Genomic DNA, 23002 nt, shown 5'->3' on the forward strand with positions numbered 1-23002 from the left:
TAGCGATAAATATTCAGCCTTTTATAGCAAATATTTAAACAGAGTATGCACAGAAAATTTAGTAAAACTACAACGGATAGAAATTGCAGGCACACTTTTGAGGGAAAGAAATAAAAAATACCGGTACCAATCAGAAAAGGGAATAATATCCTTACAAAAACGTATTCAGCTTTAAACATTCCTTAAAATTGGTAGCGCACCTGAACTTTAATTTCCGATTTCTTATTACCCTTAATCTCATCCAGGTAAGTACCTACTGTTTCAACATCCTGGTAAATAAACAACCCATACCGCATCCAGATATTTAACTTTTTAGCCAAATTGTATTTCAGGTTTAGATAAGTCCTGAAACCCTTTCCGCTGTACATACCAAAGCTAAAACTATATAATACATCATCTTCATAGGCATATATCCTGCTGTTGTAACTTGGGGTATTGAAATAAGAAAACCTCACATTGCCGGTAATTTTCGAGAACATGGGAGAATAATCAACGTCCTGATAAATGAGGTAACCAAATTCTGTATTTGCATTTCCCTTTTTGTATTGAGAAACTTCAGCACGATTTTGAAAGCTCCAATTCTTATTGAGCAGCCAGTTTACTTCAATCCGGTATCCTTGTTTGTTTACATCATCTAAAAAATTAATAGGTACATCCAGGTCGGTATTCTGTTGTTTTTTTTCTGTTTTAAAGCGCGCTAAAATTTTAAAGGTTTTATCCGGGGTATAAACAACCTGTCCTAATGCTTCGTAACCTTTTGATGGTTCATCCACGCGGTATTTTAACCACGGAAACTTAAAAAAATCACCATACATTGAAATTGCCCACTGTTTATTTGGATTAACATTTAAGCCGATGTACAAGCCTTTTTCGTTAACAGCTTCGCTGGATTCGGATACCGCCTGATTAAAGAAATTATGGTAATCTTTGGCATAATCGCGATAGGTTAGGGCAGCAGAAACCACTTTTGATAAACTAACGAGTACACCGTTAATATAAGCAACGCCGCCGCCGGCACCTTTGGCCGCCTCGCCATAGAGGTACATGTTTTTATAAGTATAATTATAAAACAACCCTAAATTGGTTAATGATTTGCCGGTAAAACTGTATTTATCATAAGCAGCAGTTTGTACCACAAAATCATTTCCATAAGTACTTTGGTAAGCAACTGCACCTATACCAAATTCATTTTTGGTATATTGGAGAACAGCTCCGTATAATTGCTGACTTAAAACATTTTTATTTTTTATTTCGGAAGGAGTTCGGTGCAAGCCGGTTTGATTGATGGTCGATTGAACCAGATTTCCTTCCTTATCGGTTTTCTGGCTTGCATCAAGATTTCTAAAAGAAACAAATGGGGTAATGTCTATATTTTTGAAAAGATTAAAGGTTGCCGATGCTCCTCTGAAAAAAGAATATTCGTTGGTAGAATTGTATGGCCTTAAACCCAAATCCTTTTTGGCTACGCTGGTTACATCCGGTCCTTTACCAAAAGAGAAGCCCGACCACAAAGTTAAACCTTGTCCGAATTGTAAAGTATAATCGCCAACAACAAGTTTTTTAATCCTGCCTAATTTAAACAAGGCTACATTACCGGAGTAAAAATCAAAAGGCTTGCTGAAAAATTTTTCACCGGCATCCTTATCCATTGTGAGGCCAGCAGAAAGTATAGTACTATAATTAAAACGATAACGTGTCTGAAACCTTTCCGGGGTACCCAAATATCGGTTTCCGGGCAAATCGGTAAAGCCTTTTTGCTTTTCTAAGTTCTGTGCATAGCGCATCATCAGGTCATTTTCGCCAAGATTATAAATGTTTTTAAAATTAAGCTGCTGGTACTCCGGTAGAACATTAACCGCTACAAAAGGTAATAAATTCTGAACCGTTTTAACATCAAAACCATCAATGCTTTGTAACTCCAGCACATCTGCAAATTGTCCGTTTTCTTTAACGTAAGAGAAAAAGTTACTAACCTGCAATGGAGAAAGAAAAACCAGACTCTTTAATTCTTCCGGAGAGGTGTGGTTAAGGTCGATCGGATGTTTACGGTACCTCATTAGCACATCAACCAGCTCAGTCATATCGTAATCATCCGGCAGGCTTTCGGTAACACTTTCCAGAATATCGCGGATATCTATTTCTGTTTCGTTGCTCTGTTGTGCATTTGCAATGAATCCCATCATCACAAAAGCGATAATTAAGATCCTAGCAAGCATAAATAGCAGGATTGGATTGTAAAAACCAGACATTAACAACAACCAAACAGCTATTGCTGACTGTTGTAAAACTAGTCGACAGATTATTCTGGAGAGAAAAATAGTTGAAAGATAAATCGATCAACAGCAGATACCATATTTTCATAAGCGGAGATTAAGCCAGTTAAAGAAAATAGGGTGATGGTTGATTAATTAAAACTAATGTAGAAATATATTTTAAATACTACAAAATAAATAATTATAAAAATACAGTTTTGTAGGATTAAAAAGCAGTGTAAGGTATACAGATTAAAGTTCTTCGGCGAGTTTCACTAAAAAACCTTTCAGTTTTTCAAGTGAATCGATAATTTTCTGGTTCTCTTTCACGTCCGATTTATTGTTTTTCAGGTATTCTTTTGCACCTTTTAAAGTGAAACCCTTTTCATCAACCAGATTGAAGATAATCTTCAGGTTTTCTATATCTTCCGGGGTAAAAAGACGGTTGCCTTTTTTGTTTTTCTTAGGCTGAAGAATATCGAATTCTTTTTCGTAAAAACGGATCTGGGATGCGTTTACATTAAACATTTCAGTCACCTCGCCCATGGTATAATACATTTTATTAATGTCTCTTTCTTTATACGGCATAACTTGTGCTTGATTATGAGTGTTTTATATCGATTAATTAAAGTATTCAAATGTAGCTCGATTTTTCCTTATTAACGTAATAAAATTTTAATTTTGTTGCCTCCAATAATATTGAAATGACAGCAAAAGAGATTAGACAGGCATTCCTTAGTTTTTTTGAATCGAAACAGCATCATGTTGTTCCTTCAGCACCGATTGTGGTTAAAAACGACCCGACATTGATGTTTACCAATGCGGGTATGAACCAATTTAAAGATTTGTTTTTAGGAGAGGCCGCCATAAAATATTCTCGTGTTGCGGATACGCAGCGCTGTTTGCGCGTTTCTGGTAAACATAACGACCTGGAAGAAGTAGGGATCGATACTTACCACCACACCATGTTCGAAATGCTGGGCAACTGGAGTTTTGGCGATTATTTTAAAAAAGAAGCCATTGCCTGGAGCTGGGAATTATTGACCGAGGTTTATAAAATCCCGAAGGAAAAGTTATATGTTACTTATTTCGAAGGAGATGAAAAAGAAGGCCTGGAAAAAGATCAGGAAGCTTATGACCTTTGGAAACAATATGTTGATGAAAGCCATATTTTACCCGGAAATAAAAAAGACAATTTTTGGGAAATGGGCGATACCGGACCATGCGGACCATGCTCCGAAATCCATGTAGATTGCCGTACCGACGAAGAAAAAGCATTGGTAGATGGCGCTACGCTGGTAAATGCCGATCATCCGCAGGTGATCGAAATCTGGAACAACGTATTTATGCAGTTTAATCGTTTAAAAGATGGTTCACTGCAAAGTTTACCGGCCAAACATGTTGATACTGGTATGGGTTTTGAGCGTTTGGTACGTGTTTTACAGGAGAAAACATCCAACTATGATACTGATGTATTTCAGCCAATGATCCAGTTTATTTCTGATAAAGCAGGAATAAAATATGGTGCCGACGAGAAAACAGACATTGCCATGCGTGTAATGGCCGATCATATCCGTGCGATTTCATTCGTAATTGCCGATGGACAGTTGCCATCAAATAATAAAGCTGGTTATGTAATCCGCAGGATTTTACGTCGTGCCGTACGTTATGCTTACACTTTCTTAAACTTTAAAGAACCGTTTTTAAATCAATTGGTTCCTTTATTGGCAGAGCAATTTAAAGGTGTTTTTGATGAATTGATTTCGCAACAGGATTTCGTTCAGAAAGTAGTATTAGAAGAAGAAGTTTCGTTTTTAAGGACTTTATCTACAGGAATTCAGCGTTTTGAAAAATATCAGGCTTCCAATAATGTAGTTGAAGGCGGATTTGCTTTCGAATTATCAGATACTTTTGGTTTTCCTATTGATTTAACCGAATTAATGGCAAGAGAAAAAGGCTGGAGCGTTGATTTGAATGGTTACGAGCAAGCTTTGAAAAAACAAAAAGACGATAGCCGCGCTGCAACAGCCATAGATACAGGCGATTGGATCGTCGTAAATGCAGAAGATCAGAGCGAATTTGTAGGTTATGATGACCTTGAAATTGAAACGGAGATTCTAAAATACCGTAAAGTAAAAGCGAAAGGAAAAGAGCAATATCAGATTGTACTTCGCCAGACACCTTTTTATGCTGAAAGTGGTGGTCAGGTAGGAGATACCGGCCGTTTAGAAGACCATAGCCGTCAATTTTGGGTTGATATTACTGATACCAAGAAAGAAAACGGACTAACCGTTCATTTTGCAGATATATTACCTGATAATCTTGAAGGTAAATTTTGGGCGGTTGTAGATGAAGATAAACGTGTTTTAACGGAAGATAATCACTCGGCAACTCACTTATTGCATGCAGCCCTTAAACAGGTTTTAGGAAAACATGTTAATCAGAAAGGATCTTTGGTTAATGCTGATTATTTACGTTTCGATTTTTCTCATTTCGCGAAAGTAACTGATGAAGAACTGGCTCAGATCGAAGTGATCGTAAACCAGAAAATCCGCCAGAACATTAAGTTAAAGGAACAACGTAACGTTCCTTATCAGGATGCTATTGAAAGTGGTGTAACAGCTTTATTTGGTGAAAAATATGGTGATTTTGTGCGCATGATTACTTTTGACGATCATTTTTCAAAAGAACTTTGCGGCGGCACGCACGTAAAAGCCACCGGGCAGATCGGTTCTTTCAAAATTGTTTCAGAAAGTGCAGTAGCTGCAGGTGTGCGTCGTATTGAAGCCATTACTGCTGATAAAGCAGAGCAGTTTTTCTTAGATCAGAGAAAAGAATTAGGGCATTTAAAAGCATTATTAAACGGAAGCAAAGATTTATCAGCATCTGTTCAGGCTTTATTGGATGAAAACGCAAAACTGAAAAAGGAAATCGAAAAATCGACAATAGAGCGTGTAAATACCTTGAAACATGAAATTGTTCACCATGTAAGGGGGATCAACGGAATTAACCTGATTGCCAAACATATCGATTTACAAAGTGCTGAAGCCGTTAAAAACCTGGCTTTCTCTTTAAAAGATATGATTGATAACCTTTTTTTGGTTTTTACTACTGAAATTGATGGTAAACCAGGAATCACGGTAATGCTTTCTGACCATTTGGTTAAAAAAGGATTAAATGCTTCAAACATTGTCCGCGAACTGGGCAAAGAAATCCAGGGCGGTGGCGGTGGTCAGCCGTTCTATGCAACAGCAGGAGGTAAAAATCCGGCAGGATTAAAAGTTGTGCTGGAAAAAGCAGAGAGCTTTATTACTCAACAACAATAATCATCAGGAAATTAAAAAGAGGCCCTAAAGCCTCTTTTTTTATTTTAATGTCTGCCATGTTTTTCCCGGTGTCCTCTGGAGAATAAACTTGAATTTACCCTTCTGTCGTGGTGCCTGTTATCAACATGATAAGATCTGTAATTGTTTCTTGGTGCGCGGTATCTGATCCTGTCTCCACCACCATATGATGATCGGTAGTAATTATTGCGGCTGGCATAAGTAACCCTGTGTGTATTGTAATGGCGGTAAGGATTGTTGCCATACATTACAATTTTTCGTCCATGGTGCAAATCATACCCTCTATATCTTGCAGGTAAATACCTCGAACGTGTCCACCTGTTTCCATTTAAATAAACAAATTGTCTTTGCGGAACATAATAGTAAGATTGTACTTCCGGCAGATAATAATAATCAACGCTTTGATAGCCTGCCGGAACCCAAGCAGGTTGTGCGCCAATATTTAAATTAATACTTACCTGAGCGTTAGATTGATTAGATGTTAAAGCCACGATACCTAAAATCGCGGAGATGATAAATAACTTTTTCATAATAATCCATTTTATTTGTGTGTACTTCAGTAATTCAAACGCTGTGCCAAAACTTCTATTGTAACAGAGATATGAAAAAAGGGAGCACCACACGGCACTCCCTAATCAAAACCAAATATTATTACTAGTGGCGCCCGTTACCACGGCCTTCTTCACGCTTTCTCTCAGGACGATTATCGTGACCATTTTTAAATTGAGGACGGCCATTATTTTGAGCGGGTCTTGTTACATTCTTTTGTACTACACGGTTCGGACGGTTATTGATAACAGTAACATTTCTTGCAGGTCTTTGGTTATAATTCGGATGTCCTTTTACAACAAAATATTTACTATCGCGACTATCTCTGATAATGGTTTGACGGCCGCCATAGTTTTTATATTTACTGTACCTGGTTACGTATATGTTATTTCTCAAATAGGGTTTAGGCTCATTGATTACCACTTTATAAGCGCGGTATAAATCAAAGTTCCCATATTGGGCAGGTAAACTGTTTGTCCAAACCCAACGGCCACCGTTCGAATAAATGTATTGGCCAGATGGTACATAATAATAAGCATCAATATCCGGGAAATAATAATAATCTACATGATCATAACCTGTTGGCCCCCAAACGGGTTGCGAACCAATATTGATATTTAAGCTAACCTGTGCTTTCGCATTTTTGATGCCGAATAATGAAACCATCAGTACTGCGGCAAATAAAACTAATTTTTTCATAACTTTTAATTAAGGTTTCTTGTGTGTTTGGTTAATAGACTAGACCACCGGATTGTAGTTTAATTGCATCAACTGCATTTAACATTCTTTAACTATTCAAAAGCATTGAGTAATTTTACTCATCTTACTGAGTAAATTGTAATTATAAATGTAATGAATTGTTATATAGGTATTTATAGCATAGTATTTAAGTAATTAACGCGATAATAACTGGGCTTATTTAGCTTAATAAATCGAGTTAAGGATAATTAAATTAGGATTTACTTAATACTTTGAGTAAATTTACTCAGTTTATTGAGTAAATTGTATATTATGTTTCAAAGGTCTCATTTTCAAAAACTTATAAAGGTAATGAACGAACCAAAAAGGTTTATTCAGGTACTTGTTGGCCCCCGACAGGTTGGTAAAACAACATTATTAAGCCAATTGGTAAAAGATTTAGCTACGCCTTGCATATTTGAGTCTGCTGATGCCGTTGTAGCTTCTGATAGAACCTGGATTGAACAAATATGGTACAATACCAGGGAGTTGATGAAAGAACCTGGTACTCACGAATACATTTTAGTTATTGATGAGATTCAGAAAATAGATAACTGGAGCGAAATTGTAAAACGCCTCTGGGATGAAGACATGCGCAACGGTGTAAACATAAAGGTCATCCTGTTAGGTTCGTCAAGATTATTAATTCAGCAGGGATTAACGGAATCGTTGGCAGGAAGGTTCGAATTAACTTATTTAGGGCATTGGAGTTTTGCCGAAATGGAAAGCGCTTTCGGCTTTACCGCAGAGCAGTATGTTTGGTTTGGTGGTTACCCGGGTTCTGCAGGATTAATCGGGGATGAGGAGAGATGGAAAAGCTACGTTTTAAATGCCTTGATCGAAACCAGTATTTCTAAAGATATTTTAATGCTAACGCGTGTGGATAAACCTGCCTTAATGAAACGTTTATTTGAGCTTGGGTGCTTGTATTCCGGTCAGATCCTTTCCTACACCAAAATAGTTGGTCAGCTTTCAGATGCAGGTAATACCACTACCTTATCTCATTATATGGAATTACTGGATACTGCTGGCTTGCTTGGTGGTATAGAGAAATATGCAGCCGATGTAGTTCGCAAACGGTCTTCCAGTCCAAAATTCCAGGTGCATAATAACGCTTTAGTGAGTGCTCAAAGAAATGAGTTTTTCGGAGAAATAAAAAAGCTGCCCGCAGAATGGGGCAGGATGGTTGAATCTTCCATAGGCGCACATCTTTTAAATTCTTCTTTTGTTGAGGACTATAAGGTATTTTATTGGCGACACCGGAATGATGAGGTAGATTTTGTTTTAGAAAAAAGAGGCAAAGTGGTCGGCATTGAAGTTAAAAGTACCGGCTTTATAAGCAAAACCTCAGGCATGGATGCATTTAATAAGATATATAAGCCTGATAAAATGCTTCTGGTAGGTGCAGGTGGCTTGCCATGGCAGGAATTTTTAAAAATTTCTCCTTCAAGCCTTTTTTAAGGAAAGACTAAATAATAACTATATTTGAAACATTAATATTTAACCAGTGATCAATGGCATGCAAATTAAAATTAAATCTGCACCGATCTATGGCTAATAATTTATAAACACACATCGAGCTTTAAATGCCTTTACAAGAAAAAAGTCCCCAAAATACTTTCGAACTCGTTTCAGGACTGGAAATACACGTTCAGTTAAATACAAATACCAAAATATTTTCTGCTGATAGTGCATCTTTCGGGGCTTTGCCTAATCAAAATATATCAACCGTTTCGCTGGCCTTGCCTGGCGCTTTACCAAAGCTTAATAAAGAAGTGGTGGCAAAGGCCATTCGTATCGGTTTGGCTTTAAACTGCACGATTAATCAGGTAAACCATTTCGACAGGAAAAACTATTTTTATGCCGACCTGCCAAAAGGCTATCAGATTACACAAGACAATAAGCCCATCTGCGTAAATGGCTTTTTAGAGGTACAATTATCAGATGGTTCTACAAAAAAGATTGGTATTAACAGAATTCACTTGGAAGAAGATGCCGGCAAAAGTATCCATGATCAGGATGAGAACTTTTCGCTTGTTGATTTAAACCGTGCCGGGGTTCCTTTAATCGAAATTGTAACCGAGCCCGATATCCGCAGTTCGGAAGAAGCTTCTGTGCTGTTAAGCGAAATCAGGAAACTGGTAAGGCATTTAGATGTAAGCGACGGCAACATGGAAGAAGGCAGTTTGCGTTGCGATGCCAATATTTCTATCCGCCCGCAGGGCACTACTGAATTCGGAACCCGTTGCGAAGTAAAAAACCTAAACTCCATGCGTAACGTACGCAGGGCTATGGATTTCGAATTCGGCCGTCAGGTAGAAGTGACCAATAATGGTGGGCGGATTATTCAGAGCACTTTGAATTTTGATGCCGATAAAGGAACTACTTCTCCAATGCGTACCAAAGAAGAAGCTAACGATTACCGTTATTTCTCTGATCCTGATTTACAGCCGATCCATATTTCGGATGAGTGGTTGGCGGAGATCAAATCGTCAATGCCGGCTTTGCCAAATGAAATTTCACAACAAATGATTGCTGAATTTGGAATCAGTAAGGCCGATGCAGCCCTTTTTGCAGAAGATTTGGATCTGTTAAATTATTTTAACGCTGCAATAGCAGTTGTTAAGAATAAAAAAAGCCTGATCAATTGGTTAATCGGTCCGATCAGGGCGGTTCTAAATGAAAAAGGGATTGCCATTAATGATTTTAAAGTAAATCCTTCACAACTGGCTGAAGCCATTAATCTTGTTGATGATAAAAAAATTACGCAACAAATTGCAGTTCAGCAACTATTACCTGCTTTAGAACTTCAGGGCAATGCAAATGTTACCGGTCTTGCTCAATCATTAAACCTACTTATTTCCGAAAATGACGATGAATTAAGTAGTTTTATTGATGAAGTGTTAAATAAATATCCACAACAGGTAGAAGCGTACAAGAAAGGTAAAAAAGGCGTTTTAGGTTTGTTTGTTGGCGATGTAATGAAACTGGCCAAGGGTAAAGCCGATGCTAAAAAATTAAATGAATTAATACTTGAAAAACTGAAATAATGAGACTAAAACAATTGAGCCTGATCATGCTGATCGCGGTTGCCTTCACTGCATGTAAACCAAAAGACAGCTTTACCATCGATGGAACTTTCAAAAATCCCGGAACGGAGAAGAAAGTGCTTTTATATGGCATGCAGAACAGCAATATGATCGCAGTTGATTCGACCAATTTATCAGAAAAAGGCGAATTTAAATTTACACGTAAAACCCCATCTGTAGATTTTTTCAGGGTATCGTTAGGTAATCATGAATTTATGCTGATTGCAAAAAATGGTGATGACATTAAGCTTGAAGCCGATATAGCAGATAAAACCATGGCTTACAAAATTTCTGGTGCGAATGAAGTGGATAAATTATCAGAACTGAATGCCATCAGGAACAACTTTGCTAAACAGGTTGAAAAACTACAGGCAGATTTTGAAGCAAAAGTAGCCACTCAACCACAAAACAGGGCTGCTGTGTTAGAATCGATGAAACCTCAGTACGAATCTTATATCAACCAGCTGAATACGCAGATTATTAAATTTGCAAAGGATAATAAAGGAACACTTGCAAGTTTTTATGCGATGAATACGTTGAGTCCGCAGGAGTTTGAAGCCGAACTGGTGCAGTTTGCTGATGAAGTTAAAGAAGAAATTAAAGGCAATGCTACGGTTGATGCTTTTGTAAAACAAATGGCCTTATTAAAAGCCGTTCAGGTTGGTCAGGTTGCACCGGCATTTACCATCAACACAGCAGATAATAAACCGGTGAGTTTATCCGATTACAAAGGAAAATATGTATTGATCGATTTCTGGGCTTCGTGGTGCCAGCCTTGCCGTCAGGAGAACCCGAATGTAGTTAAAGTGTACAATAAATATAAAAGCAAAAACTTCGATATTATCGGTATTTCGTTAGATACTGACAAAGCAGCGTGGTTAGGTGCAGTAAAAGCAGATGGTTTAACCTGGACGCATGTTTCGGAATTAAAAGATTTTAATGGCGAAACCGTAAAAAAATACCAGGTACAGGCGATTCCTACCTCTTACCTTGTTGATCCAGCTGGAAAAATTGTGGCTAAAAACCTGCGTGGCGACGAACTGGAAGCATTTTTAGCCAAAACGTTACGTTAAAACAAATTCCATGTTAAACTAATTTAAGTAATTAACAATTTCTTAACTTAGACTTAACTAAATATTGCATCATAGATACTACTTTCGTAACAAATATTTAACTATGAACAACGCAGGTCAGAAAATATTAATTGTTGATGATGAACCAGATATTCTGGAACTTATTGAATATAACCTAAAGAAAGAAGGTTATCAGGTTTTCACAGCGACCAATGGCCAGGAAGGAATTACTGTTGCGAAAAAGGTTCATCCGGATTTAATTATCCTGGATATTATGATGCCTAAAATGGATGGGATTGAGGCTTGCCGTTTAATGCGTGCAATACCTGAATTTAAAAACACTTTTATGGTTTTCTTAACCGCCAGAAGTGAAGAATATTCTGAAATCGCAGGTTTTAATGTTGGTGCCGATGATTATATTGCAAAACCGATTAAATCACGCGCTTTGGTGAGCCGCATTAATGCGATTTTGAGAAGAAATACGGGAACAGAAGAGGTATCTGAAAACAAGCTTGAAATCGGGGATTTGGTAATCGACCGTGAAGCTTACCTGGTTTTTCAGGGGGGTAACAAGGTAGTATTGGCTAAAAAAGAATTTGAACTGTTATACTTATTGGCTTCTAAACCAGGAAAAGTTTACACGAGAGAATCGATCCTTAAAAATATCTGGGAAGATTCTGTAGTGGTAACCAACAGGACTATTGATGTACACATCCGTAAATTAAGGGAAAAATTAGGCGAAACTTATGTATCTACTGTAAAAGGAGTGGGTTATAAGTTTGAGCTTTCTTAAATAATTTTTCACCACAGATAGACACAGATTAACACAGATTTTTTCTGATGCTTAATCTGTGTTTTTTTTATGCTGTCATTCTGAGGTACGAAGAATCTCTTACATTTTAGCTCTGCTGCTAAATACCTCTGCTTTTATTTTATAACACATTCTATGTCCTGGAGATTCTTCACTGCGTTCAGAATGACAAAATGCGCCAGGAAGACGACACACAAGGTAAGACCATCATGCTATCGCCGATCTTCCTCTTTCCATATCTGTTTATCCTTTTTATCTGTGGTTAATTCCTCAACCAATAAAAATAAAATCGTATTTTTGCGCTTCATTAATTACACACAGTTTGAAGTTTCCTAATTTTAAAGACCTTATTCTTTTCGAAGACAACGATTTTATTGTGATCAATAAACCTCCGTTTTTAGCCTCGCTCGATGAACGTGGCGGATCGGGGGAAACCAACGTTTTGCGCCTGGCCAAACAATATAGCGATGATGCACAGGTTTGCCACCGTTTGGATAAAGAAACTTCTGGTGCTTTAATTATTGCGAAAAACCCTGAAGGTTACCGTCATGCTTCTATGCAGTTCGAAAGAAGAAAGGTGAATAAAACCTATCATGCCGTGGTAGATGGGCATGTTATTTTTGACGATTTAACGGTCGACCTGCCTATCTTAAACGATGGCAATAAAAATGTAACCATCGATAGGGCTGAAGGTAAAAGGGCAGAAACGATATTCAACTCTTTAAAATACTACAAACATTATACCTTGGTAGAATGTAAGCCAATTACGGGTAGAATGCACCAGATCCGGATCCACTTGGCTACGCAAAGAGCGGCTATCGTGGGCGACGATATGTACAAAGGAAAACCTGTTTTTCTTTCTTCAATCAAAAGAGGTTATAAATTAACCAAAGGTGAAGAGGAACAACCCATTATGAAACGTTTTGCTTTACACGCCCGTCATCTGGTTTTTAAAGGATTAAATGATCAGGATATTGTAATCGATGCTCCATACCCTAAAGATTTTGCAACATTAATAAAATTACTGGATAAATTTGATGCATAAAAGAGGCCTTTAAATTGGCTTCTCCTTTTGTTTTTGTTACTTTTGGGCATCGCCCTCTATTTAAAAAACAATAGAATGTACATCAGATTTGTAAATTACCTTGATAGGGTTAACCAATACCGGAAATCTAAAATATCAAACCGTAATTTCTTAATTATCCTGGCCGTAATTGTCGGGATTTTGGCCGGATTGGCGGCAGCCGTTTTAAAAAGTTTAACCCACCACATCGAAGAATTTCTTCAGTCAGACTGGCACTGGAAATACAAATATTATCTGTATTTTATTTTTCCGATGATCGGTATTTTTCTGACGGTCTTGTACATCAAATATTTTATCCGCAGAACGAAATTCGAAACGGGTTTAACGCCGCTGCTTTATGCCATTTCAAAAAAATCGAGTAAGGTTGAGGCACACAATATTTACTCGCAAATCATCACGGCAGCCGTTACAGTTGGTTTTGGCGGTTCTACCGGTTTAGAGGCACCCATTGTAACCAGCGGATCAGCAATTGGATCCAATCTTGGCCGTTTGTTAGGCTTATCGTATCGCGAAATTACCATGCTGGTAGCTTGTGGAGCGGCAGCAGGTATTGCAGGTGCTTTTAATAGTCCGGTGGCGGGGATTGTTTTTGCCATCGAGATTTTATTGCCAGAGTTTACCATTCCCGCATTTATTCCTTTATTACTTTCTGCGGCAACAGCAGCTGTGGTAGCCAGGTTATTTTACACGCAACAACTTTTCTTTCTGGTTACAGAAGGGTGGAAGGTAAACGCCTTGTTCTATTATGTAATTTTGGCCTGTTTTATTGGTTTATTTTCCATTTATTTTACCAAAGCCAATTATGCAGTTAAAGGATTATTTTATAAAATAAAACATCCTTACACCAAAGTAATTGTAGGTGGTTTGATGCTCGGTGCATTGGTATTTTTATTTCCAACACTTTATGGTGAGGGGTATATTACGATAAAAGGGTTATTAAAAGGTGATTATCACACTGTGATCAATAACAGTATTTTTGCCGATTACAACACCATCCCGGCTTTGGTTGTTTTATTTACAGTGGTTACCATTTTTATGAAATCGATCGCCACACTGGTTACTTTAGGAGCTGGCGGTAACGGCGGAACGTTTGCTCCAAGTTTGATTATGGGTGGTTTAATCGGGTTTATCTTTGCTTATGTAGTAAATCTATCTGGTATTGCACAGCTGAATGTTTCTAATTTTATTGTAGCTGGGATGGCTGCCGCCTTAGGTTCTATTATGCATGCACCATTGACGGGAATATTTCTTATCGCCGAAATTACCGGAGGATATATCCTGATGGTTCCGCTGATGATTACCACAGCAATTTCTTACGCCATTAACCGCAGCTCACAAAAACACTCTATTTATACTAAAGCACTTGCCGATAAGGGAGAATTGTTATCACACGAGGACAAGGATACGACGGTTTTAAACCAGATGAAGCTGAAATACCTGATCGAGAAAAGTTATCCGCAATTGCAGATGAACGATCAGATTTCAGTTAAGATGAATGAAATTCTGCAATCGCATAAAAATATCTGCGCAGTTACTGATGAACTGGGTGATTTTAAAGGTATTATTTATATTGAAGAGTTGTTTAATAAGATGATCAATCATCCGGACAAAGAAAATCTACTGGCTTCTCATTTAGTGCAGGCCGCACCGAATACGATTGCAGAAAATGATGACCTGAAACTGGTACTGGAGAAAATGGAGCAGGATAATGTGTGGATTTTACCAGTGCTTACTGCACAAAATCAATATTTAGGTTTTGTGTCTAAAACAGCTATTTTTAATAAATACAGGGCATTGCTGATGAGGCAAAATGATTATATGGGTTGAGAGAGGTTTTAATGTTGCAATGTTAAGATGGGTTGTAATGTTGGAATGTTTTAAAGTTGGAATGTTAGCCGGAGAACCTTAAAATCCCGCATGATTGTCATTTCTACCGTAGTGAAGAAATCTACGGATAGATAGCTATTACAGATTTCTCCATTTCGCTGCGCTACAGTCGAAATGACGACTTTCCTGTTGTTTTGATGTTGTAATGTTTAATGTTTTAAAGTTGGGATGTTGCCCGGAGAACCTTAAAATCCCGCATGATTGTCATTTCTACCGTAGTGAAGAAATCTACGGATAGATAGCTTTTATAGATTTCTCCATTTCGCTGCGCTACAGTCGAAATGACGACTTGCCTGTTGTTTTGATCCTGAAATGTTTAATGTTTTAAAGTTGGAATGTTAGCAGGAGAAACTTAAAATCCCGCATGATCATCATTTATACCGTAGTGGATAAATCTACGGATAGATAGCTTTTATAGATTTCTCCATTTCGCTGCGCTTCAATCGAAATGACGACTTTCCTGTTGTTTTGATGTTGTAATGTTTAATGTTTTAAAGTTGGGATGTTGCCCGGAGAACCTTAAAATCCTGCATGATTGTCATTTCTACCGTAGTGGATAAATCTACTGATAGATAGCTTTTACAGATTTTTCCATTTCGCTTCGCTACAGTCGAAATGACGGCCTGCGTGTTGTTTTGATGTTTAATGTTTTAAAGTTGTAAGTTGTAATGTTGGAATGTTCCAAGATAACCTTCAAACATTCCAACCTTTAAACTTTTTAATTTATTAAACTATTCAGCTCTTTTCAGGCCAAATTTCTCAATTTTACTATATAAGTGACTTCTTTGAATATCAATCTCGTCTGCGGTTTTTGATACATTCCAGTTATTTTTTTCCAGTTTGAATTTGATAAACTCACGTTCAGCATGGTCTTTATAATCCTGGAAATTGTTAAATGAATCAAATGATGAAGTTAAGGCTGAACCTCCGGCGCCCGCAATCTGTGCGCTTGTGGCAGCACCGATATTGGTTCCACCGCCCGGGTTGGCAAATGCTCGCACATCATTTTCGGTAATTACCTTATCACTTAAAATAATCAAACGCTCAATCATATTGTGAAGCTCACGCACATTACCTGTCCATGGTAAAGCTTGTAGTGCGGCCATACCACCATCATTTATTTTCTTTACCGGCATGCCATAATCACTGCAAATGCTTTCTAAAAAGTTCTGCGCAATTACCGGAATATCGTCGGTACGTTCTGTTAAATGCGGAACGTGGATATTGATTACGTTTAAGCGATGGTACAAGTCCATACGGAAATTACCGTCTTCAATTTCTTTTAATAAATCTTTATTCGTTGCCGCTAAAACACGAACATTTACTTCAATTTCTTTTTCGCCCCCTACACGTGAGATTTTATGTTCTTGCAACGCCCGTAGAACTTTTGCCTGGGCGGATAAGCTCATATCGCCAATTTCATCCAGAAATAAGGTGCCACCATTTGCAAGTTCAAACTTACCAATACGCTGTTTAACAGCAGAGGTAAATGAACCTTTTTCGTGACCAAACAGTTCACTTTCAATTAATTCAGAAGGAATTGCAGCACAGTTTACCTCAATTAACGGACTATCGGCGCGGTTGGATTTTTCGTGTAACCAGCGGGCTACCAGTTCCTTACCACTACCATTTGCACCGGTAATTAATACGCGGGCTTCGGTTGGTGCCACACGCTCAATGGTTTCTTTAATTTTAGAAATACTTTCTGATTCGCCTAAAATTTCGCGGGTTTTACTGGCCTTACGTTTTAAAACCTTGGTTTCGGTAACTAAATTTCCACGGTCTAAACCGTTGCGTACGGTGATGAGTAAGCGGTTTAAATCAGGTGGTTTCGAAATAAAGTCGAAAGCTCCCTTTTTACTGGCCTCAATGGCGGTTTCAACTGTTCCATGACCAGATATCATAATAAAAGGCAGATCGGGTTTGATAATTTGTGCCTGTTCCAGCACTTCCATCCCGTCCATTTTATTCATCTTGATATCGCAAAGTACCAGGTCGAAATTTCCTTTTTTGATCATTTCGAGGCCATCGATACCATTATCAGTATCTTCAACATCGTAATTTTCGTATTCCAGAATTTCGCGTAAGGTACTCCTTATCGCACGCTCATCGTCAATTATTAATAGTTTAGCCATTAGAGATGTATTCTTTTATTTCAGATGCGAATATATTATTTTTTAATTAATGTATAGTTTTTTATACAATTTATAGGCTATAAACCATTAAGTAGGAGAAAGGTTTTAATGATTATAATCGATTTTGAATTTACTCAGATCTGGTTTGTACTTTTTGTTTCTTTTTAATTCCAGATCATGAATCGTTCTGCCCAGGTTTTTCATAAAAGGGAAACAAACCGTATCATATTCGTATTTATTATCATTGAAAATACCGTCTTCATTGCTTTGTACCACTGCTGTGAGAAAATATTCAATTCCATTTTTAAAATCAACGAAATAGGAGTTGTCGATGATGTAACCATAACTGTCGCCATATTTATTAAAAATCCTGATATCTGGATCTGGCGTTTCCTGCTCACGACCATAATAAAGCATTTTTGCATAAGTAGCCCAAAACGCTTTCGGATCGTATTTAGGAAAATCGCTTTCCGTTGGATACTTGCTCATGTAGGTGTAAATTAACTTATAATCTTCCGGAGTCAGGTTAAATCTTTCTTTAACCGGGAAAACTTCCGGAAAAATCAGTTTCTGCATCAGTTTTTGCTGATCGTTAATGGCAAAAGCATTTTTTCCGGCCAAACTGAAAGGTTTGTTTACAAGTTTATCGGTGCTGTCCAGATAACCTTTGCCCATCACCAGATTGGTTAACTGCAGCTCATATTCCTTTGGATCATACTGAGCGGCTTGATCATACACCAATTTATCGCCGTTATAAAATTTAACCGGATTGGTATTTCTGGCTGATTCGCCGGCATCGCCAATGGCCAAACGGTTTAAAATCCGGCTGTCATTCAATCCGTTTGCTTTTAGCTTTTCGTTAATTTCGGCACGACCGATAAATTCGAATAAACGGTTAAAGGCATCATTATCGCTGGTAAGCAGGATTTTTTTGATATAATGCTCAATAGAAGGGTGGCCGCTTTCTGCACTGGTATCTTTTAAAACTTTAGTTTGTCCTTTATAGGCACTATCGGTAATCATGATGCTTTTGGTAGTTAGTCCTGTACTTTTTAAACGATTTACCTTTTCCAATGCAAAAATTACGGCGGCAAGTTTAACCGTACTTGCAGGGTAAAAATAATGGTGCGGATCTAAATTATAACTGAAGGTTTTAAACGCCGGTTTATTCTTTGCATCGCGGTTTACCTGAGTATAAAGGATTTGTACCTGGTTATGATCGGGATGGTTGAGTATGGCCGAAAAAAGTTCGGGCTTACTCTCCAGTAATTTCTTTAAGAAGACGGTATCAGTTTGTGCCATAACAGACAGGCTAATGAACGATAATATAACAGTTAAAATCCTTTTCATGGTTGAAAATTTGATTCCTAATTTAGCTTTTTCTGTTAGAAAGACTGTTTTCCATCATCCATTTTACATGTTGCTTAATTTTATTACCTTTGCAGCGCTTTTGGTTTCCGGCTTTACACCCGGAATTAAAAGGGAATACAGTGTAAATCTGTAACTGTCCCGCAGCTGTAAGCTCCTTAACGGATTTCCAATCAATCTGCCACTGTTCCGATTTGTCGGGATGGGAAGGCCGGAAACCCGGGAGTAAGTCAGAAGACCTGCCTTAGCATTATATTTCATAGCTTTCGGGGATTGAAGCTAAGGGGTGATGTACTTACGTAATCGTATTTCATTTCTTTTCCATCTGTTGGCTGTGGGTTAAACTCACAATCAAAATGACACAAAAACATTCTGCCTATGCGGGCACAATGCGGTTTTTTATATATTCTTCTATTCTGTGGACAGGATTTTTATTGCCCTTAAATACCTGGGCGCAAACAGACAGCACGAAGAAAAGCACGCAGCTTAAGGAAATCCGGATCAGGGAATATCGGTTAACTGAGCAGAGTAAATCGCCTACACCGCTTCAGATATTATCAGGAGAAGACCTTAAAAGGATGAACAGTCTTTCGGTTGCCGATGCCCTCCGTTATTTTTCTGGCTTGCAGTTAAAAGATTATGGTGGCATTGGGGGACTAAAAACCGTTAATGTACGCAGTTTAGGTACCAACCATACTGCTGTTTTTTTGGATGGGATTCAGGTTGGAAATGCACAAAATGGCCAGGTAGATTTAGGTAAGTTCTCATTAAACAACCTTGAAGAAATCTCCTTATACAGTGGACAAAAGCCTGAATTACTTCTGCCCGCCAGGGCTTACGCCTCTGCCAGCAGCATCTACTTAAAAACCAGGGTGCCTGAATTTGAAAAAAATCAGCATGAACAATTAGAATTGGGCTTAAAAGGCGGATCTTTTGGTCTCATTAATCCAACCTTGGTTTATCAGTATAAGGTTAATGATCGCTTAAACGCCAGTATCAATACCGAATATATATATGCCAATGGAAAATACAAATTCAGATCGACTAATGGCGTGTACGATACCACTGCGGTAAGAAATAATGCCGATGTAGAACGCTTTCGCTTGCAGGCAGCACTTTTTGGTAAATTTAAAAATGGAAAATGGCAGGCACAGGCTTACTCTTTTTTATCAGAGAGGGGCCTGCCGGGTGCAATTGTATCCAACAGGTTCGATTTTACACAAAGAATCTGGGACCGTGATTTTTTTGTTCAGGGAGGTGTAGAAAAGCAACTTTCGGCTAAACTAAGCATTCTTGTTAATGGAAAATACAGTTATGCTTATCAGCGTTATCTTGATCCTGATTTTGTAACCACTACAGGCCTTTTAGATAACCGTTTTAAAGAACAGGAAGCTTACTTTTCCATTTCCGGCAAATATAAAATCAATTCGATATGGGAGGCTGCTTATGCATCCGATTATACTTATCAGACATTGGATGCCAATATTTACAGGTTTGCTTATCCCACCAGAAATACCTTTTTAAATGTTTTAAGTTCGTCGTTAACACTAAATCAGCTTAATGTAAGGGCGAGTGTATTAAGCACTACTGTAACCGACCGGGTAAAAGTTTATTCTTCAGCAGGTGATAAACAGGTTTTTAGTCCAACGGTAATGCTTTCATGGAAACTGCTCAAGGATAAGGACATCAGAATCCGCGCTTTTTACAAAGGCATTTTCCGGATGCCAACGTTTAACGACCTTTACTATACTTTCATCGGTAATACTTTATTAAGACCTGAATACGCCAAGCAATATGATGTTGGCGTAACCTATTTCAAAAACTTTAAAAACCAGAAATTTAATTTTATCGATATTCAATCTGATGTTTATTATAACCGCGTAAAAGACAAAATCGTAGCACAACCAGGCGCAAACTTATACCGCTGGATTATGTACAACATTGGTCTGGTGGATATCCGTGGTTTAGAAATTAACGCAAAAACTGCATTTGAGCCTTTTACCGATCTGATGGTAAATCTTGCCATTAATTATACCTATCAAAGAGCGGTAGATATTACTTCAAAATCTGAAGATCAATATCAAGACCAGATTCCTTACATACCACAAAACAGCGGTTCTTTTTTAACGAGGCTTGATTATCACCAGTGGCGGGCAAACTATAGTTTCATTTACACCGGGTTTCGTTATAACCAAAAAGCAAATATTATAGAAAACTATATGGAACCATGGTACACCCATGATGCTGCAATTGGTTATGAATTTAAACTGAAAAAGGGAAGCTTAAACATTAATGGCGAAGTAAATAACCTGCTTAATCAGCAATTTGATATCATTCCGAATTTCCCTATGCCCGGCAGAAACTACAGGTTAACCTTAAATTATAAGTTATGAGGCAGCTAAAATTTTCGATATGCATTTTGGCTTTTCTGGCGGCAACTACCACTTGCTGCAGGAAAGACCCGAAGCCTTTGCCATCTGAAATTACCAGGGTTGAGCCAGAGCCAACATCAGCCATTAAAGGTTTCTACCTGGTTAACGAAGGCAATATGAACATGAATAAAGCCTCGTTAGATTACCTTGATCTGGTAAATGGCATTTACACCCGCAACCTGTACAACCAGGTAAATCCTGAAGTTACCAAAGGTTTAGGCGATGTGGGCAATGATATTGGCCGTTATGGCAGCAAGCTTTACGTGGTGGTTAACGTTTCCAATAAAGTAGAAGTTTTAGATGTGAAGACCGGTAAAAAAATCGGTCAGATCAACATCACCAATTGCCGGTACGTAACCTTTAATAACGGAAAAGCTTATGTAAGTGCTTATTTAGGCAAAGTTGGCGATCCTAAAGCGCCAAATGGTATTGTAGCCGAAATAGACACAACGGCTTTAAAGGTAAACCGCACTGTTGAGGTGGGCAGGCAGCCGGAAGAGATGGCCATTATTGGTGACAAATTATATGTGGCCAATTCTGGTGGTTATAGTCCGCCTGATTATGAGCATACCGTTTCCGTGATCGATTTGCCTGGTTTTAAAGAAATTAAACGGATTGAAGTTGCCATTAACCTTCACCGGATTAAAGCCGATCGCTATGGCGATTTGTATATTACTTCGCGTGGTGATTATTATACTATCCCTTCAAGACTTTTTGTAATTGATACCCAAACCGACCAGATTAAAAAGGTATTTAACATTGCTGCAAGCAATTTGGCCATAGATGATGATTATGCTTACATCTACGCCACCGAATGGAATTATATCGAACAGAAAAATACCATTACTTATTCGATGATTAATGTAAAAGATGAAACATTGACGGACCGCAAATTTATTATGGATGGTACCGAAAAGAATATTAAAATCCCATATGGCATTGCAGTTAACCCCAACAGTAAAGATGTATATGTAACCGATGCCAAAGATTACGTTACGCCCGGCAAATTACACTGTTACAGTCCGGAAGGCCGCTTGAAATGGTCGGTTACCACGGGCGATATTCCTGCTCACATTGCATTTACAAACTAAATCTAATAATATGAGAAATCTCTACAAAAACAACATTTTATTTTTGGCTGCCGCCATGGTGGTTTTTGTTTCATCCTGCAAAAAGGAAAGCATTGAAATAGCCGAAAAAACACAGGTAATATCAGATACCAAAGGTATTTACATGCTTTGCGAAGGTTTAATGGGCAATGGCAACAGCTCTATATCGTATTACGATGTTGCTACAAAAACAACTGTTGCCGATTATTACAAACAGGTAAACAATGTAGCACTCGGAGAAACTGCAAACGATTTGCAGCAGTACGGCAGCAAAATGTACTGTGTAGTAGCAGGTATTCAGGGCAGCAGACAATCTTTTCTGGATATTATCGACATCAAAACCTGTAAATCGTTAAAAAGGATTTCATTCAATTCGGCCACCGATGGGTATATCCCAAGGTTTGTAGCTTTTTATAAAGATAAAGCCTATGTTTCGCGTTACGATGGAAGAGTAAGCCGGATTGACACCGCATCAATGGCTATTGATGGAGAAATTATGTTATCAGAAGGTTTAGAGCAACTTGCTGTAGCCAATGGAAAGCTTTATGTGTGCAATTCATCACATCCGTATTACCAGAACGGTGCAAAAAACAAAGTATCAGTAATCGACCTGGCCACCTTTACCAAAACAAAAGATATTACCGTAAACAATAATCCGGTTAGGATACAGGCAGCTGATAATGGTGATTTATTTGTGGTGTGCTGGAATGATTATATTATTAACAACAACCCATCGTTAGACCGGATTAGCAGTACCACTGATACCAAAACCGCCTCTTATAATTACGACCTGGGCGCCATTGCCATTAACGGCTCTTCGGCGTATGTATCTAAAGATATTTACAGCAATCCCGATATCAAAGCTTTAAATACAGTTAGTGGAGCACTTGGTTCAAGTTTAATTACCGATGGACACTCGATAAACATTATTTATGGCTTAACAATAAATCCATTTGGTAAAGATGTAATAGTTGCAGATGCCAACAGTTATAACGGTACTGCAGGCACAGCCTATTGTGTAGGGACAGATGGTAAAGTGAAATTCAGTTTTGCAACCGGTGTGTTGCCTCAGCATGCCGTATTCAACTACTCTTATAAATACGAATAAACAACTACCATATATAATAATAA

The 23002-nt window shown here is 38.0% G+C and carries 16 protein-coding genes and 1 riboswitch; of the genes, 10 read left to right on the forward strand and 6 right to left on the reverse strand.

What is annotated here, in order from left to right; all coding sequences use genetic code 11:
• Window positions 1-182 precede the first annotated feature (182 nt).
• Window positions 183-2216 carry a helix-hairpin-helix domain-containing protein gene (locus ACTJKC_RS19505; protein WP_440794518.1) on the reverse strand — a complete coding sequence of 678 codons (2034 nt, stop codon included), beginning with the start codon at window positions 2214-2216 and terminating at the stop codon, window positions 183-185.
• A gap of 288 nt (window positions 2217-2504) precedes the next feature.
• Window positions 2505-2840 carry a MerR family transcriptional regulator gene (locus ACTJKC_RS19510; protein WP_440794520.1) on the reverse strand — a complete coding sequence of 112 codons (336 nt, stop codon included), beginning with the start codon at window positions 2838-2840 and terminating at the stop codon, window positions 2505-2507.
• Window positions 2841-2956: 116 nt separating this feature from the next.
• Between ACTJKC_RS19510 and alaS the strand changes: the two genes are divergently transcribed.
• Complete coding sequence (alaS, locus tag ACTJKC_RS19515) at window positions 2957-5578, forward strand: alanine--tRNA ligase (RefSeq protein ID WP_440794522.1); 2622 nt, start codon at window positions 2957-2959, stop codon at window positions 5576-5578.
• A 44-nt stretch (window positions 5579-5622) separates the two neighbouring features.
• On the opposite strand, the gene ACTJKC_RS19520 is transcribed toward alaS, so the two are convergent.
• Both ACTJKC_RS19520 and ACTJKC_RS19525 read right to left on the reverse strand, forming a co-directional pair.
• Entirely contained in the window at window positions 5623-6126 is a 504-nt protein-coding gene (locus ACTJKC_RS19520) for a hypothetical protein (RefSeq protein ID WP_440794524.1), read from the reverse strand.
• Between the two features lie 124 nt (window positions 6127-6250).
• Complete coding sequence (locus ACTJKC_RS19525; protein WP_440794526.1) at window positions 6251-6844, reverse strand: hypothetical protein; 594 nt, start codon at window positions 6842-6844, stop codon at window positions 6251-6253.
• 351 nt (window positions 6845-7195) lie between these two features.
• Here ACTJKC_RS19525 and ACTJKC_RS19530 point away from each other — a divergent pair, with 351 nt between their 5' ends.
• From ACTJKC_RS19530 to ACTJKC_RS19555, 6 genes are all read left to right on the forward strand, one after another.
• Window positions 7196-8344, forward strand: coding sequence for an ATP-binding protein (locus ACTJKC_RS19530; protein WP_440794527.1), 1149 nt, complete (start codon window positions 7196-7198; stop codon window positions 8342-8344).
• Between the two features lie 125 nt (window positions 8345-8469).
• A complete protein-coding gene (gene gatB / locus ACTJKC_RS19535; RefSeq protein WP_440794529.1) occupies window positions 8470-9933 on the forward strand; it encodes an Asp-tRNA(Asn)/Glu-tRNA(Gln) amidotransferase subunit GatB in 1464 nt (487 codons plus the stop codon).
• Window positions 9933-11045, forward strand: a complete 1113-nt coding sequence (locus ACTJKC_RS19540) for a redoxin domain-containing protein (RefSeq protein ID WP_440794531.1) — start codon at window positions 9933-9935, stop codon at window positions 11043-11045. The genes gatB and ACTJKC_RS19540 overlap by 1 nt, the downstream gene beginning before the upstream one ends.
• 103 nt (window positions 11046-11148) lie before the next feature.
• Complete coding sequence (locus tag ACTJKC_RS19545; protein WP_440794533.1) at window positions 11149-11838, forward strand: response regulator transcription factor; 690 nt, start codon at window positions 11149-11151, stop codon at window positions 11836-11838.
• A 340-nt stretch (window positions 11839-12178) separates the two neighbouring features.
• Window positions 12179-12901: an RluA family pseudouridine synthase gene (locus tag ACTJKC_RS19550; protein ID WP_293309063.1), complete on the forward strand. Its 723-nt coding sequence runs from the start codon at window positions 12179-12181 to the stop codon at window positions 12899-12901.
• 75 nt (window positions 12902-12976) lie between these two features.
• Complete coding sequence (locus tag ACTJKC_RS19555) at window positions 12977-14767, forward strand: chloride channel protein (RefSeq protein ID WP_440794535.1); 1791 nt, start codon at window positions 12977-12979, stop codon at window positions 14765-14767.
• A 791-nt stretch (window positions 14768-15558) separates the two neighbouring features.
• Here the strand turns inward: ACTJKC_RS19555 and ACTJKC_RS19560 are convergent.
• A complete protein-coding gene (locus ACTJKC_RS19560; RefSeq protein WP_025146223.1) occupies window positions 15559-16962 on the reverse strand; it encodes a sigma-54-dependent transcriptional regulator in 1404 nt (467 codons plus the stop codon).
• Window positions 16963-17067: 105 nt separating this feature from the next.
• Window positions 17068-18312, reverse strand: a complete 1245-nt coding sequence (locus ACTJKC_RS19565; RefSeq protein ID WP_440794538.1) for a serine hydrolase — start codon at window positions 18310-18312, stop codon at window positions 17068-17070.
• An 83-nt stretch (window positions 18313-18395) separates the two neighbouring features.
• A riboswitch (cobalamin riboswitch) is annotated at window positions 18396-18591 on the forward strand.
• 95 nt (window positions 18592-18686) lie between these two features.
• On the opposite strand from ACTJKC_RS19565, the gene ACTJKC_RS19570 reads away from it, so the two are divergent.
• The 3 genes from ACTJKC_RS19570 to ACTJKC_RS19580 are packed head-to-tail and all read left to right on the forward strand — an operon-like array spanning window position 18687 to window position 22979.
• A complete protein-coding gene (locus ACTJKC_RS19570; protein ID WP_440794540.1) occupies window positions 18687-20723 on the forward strand; it encodes a TonB-dependent receptor plug domain-containing protein in 2037 nt (678 codons plus the stop codon).
• Window positions 20720-21853 (forward strand): YncE family protein, encoded by a 1134-nt coding sequence (locus ACTJKC_RS19575; protein WP_440794542.1) that lies wholly within the window; start codon window positions 20720-20722, stop codon window positions 21851-21853. Before ACTJKC_RS19570 ends, ACTJKC_RS19575 begins: the two co-directional genes overlap by 4 nt.
• A 10-nt stretch (window positions 21854-21863) precedes the next feature.
• Complete coding sequence (locus ACTJKC_RS19580; RefSeq protein ID WP_440794544.1) at window positions 21864-22979, forward strand: YncE family protein; 1116 nt, start codon at window positions 21864-21866, stop codon at window positions 22977-22979.
• Window positions 22980-23002: the final 23 nt, after the last annotated feature.

Source organism: Pedobacter sp. 22226 (assembly GCF_052045455.1).
GTDB lineage: Bacteria > Bacteroidota > Bacteroidia > Sphingobacteriales > Sphingobacteriaceae > Pedobacter > Pedobacter jeongneungensis.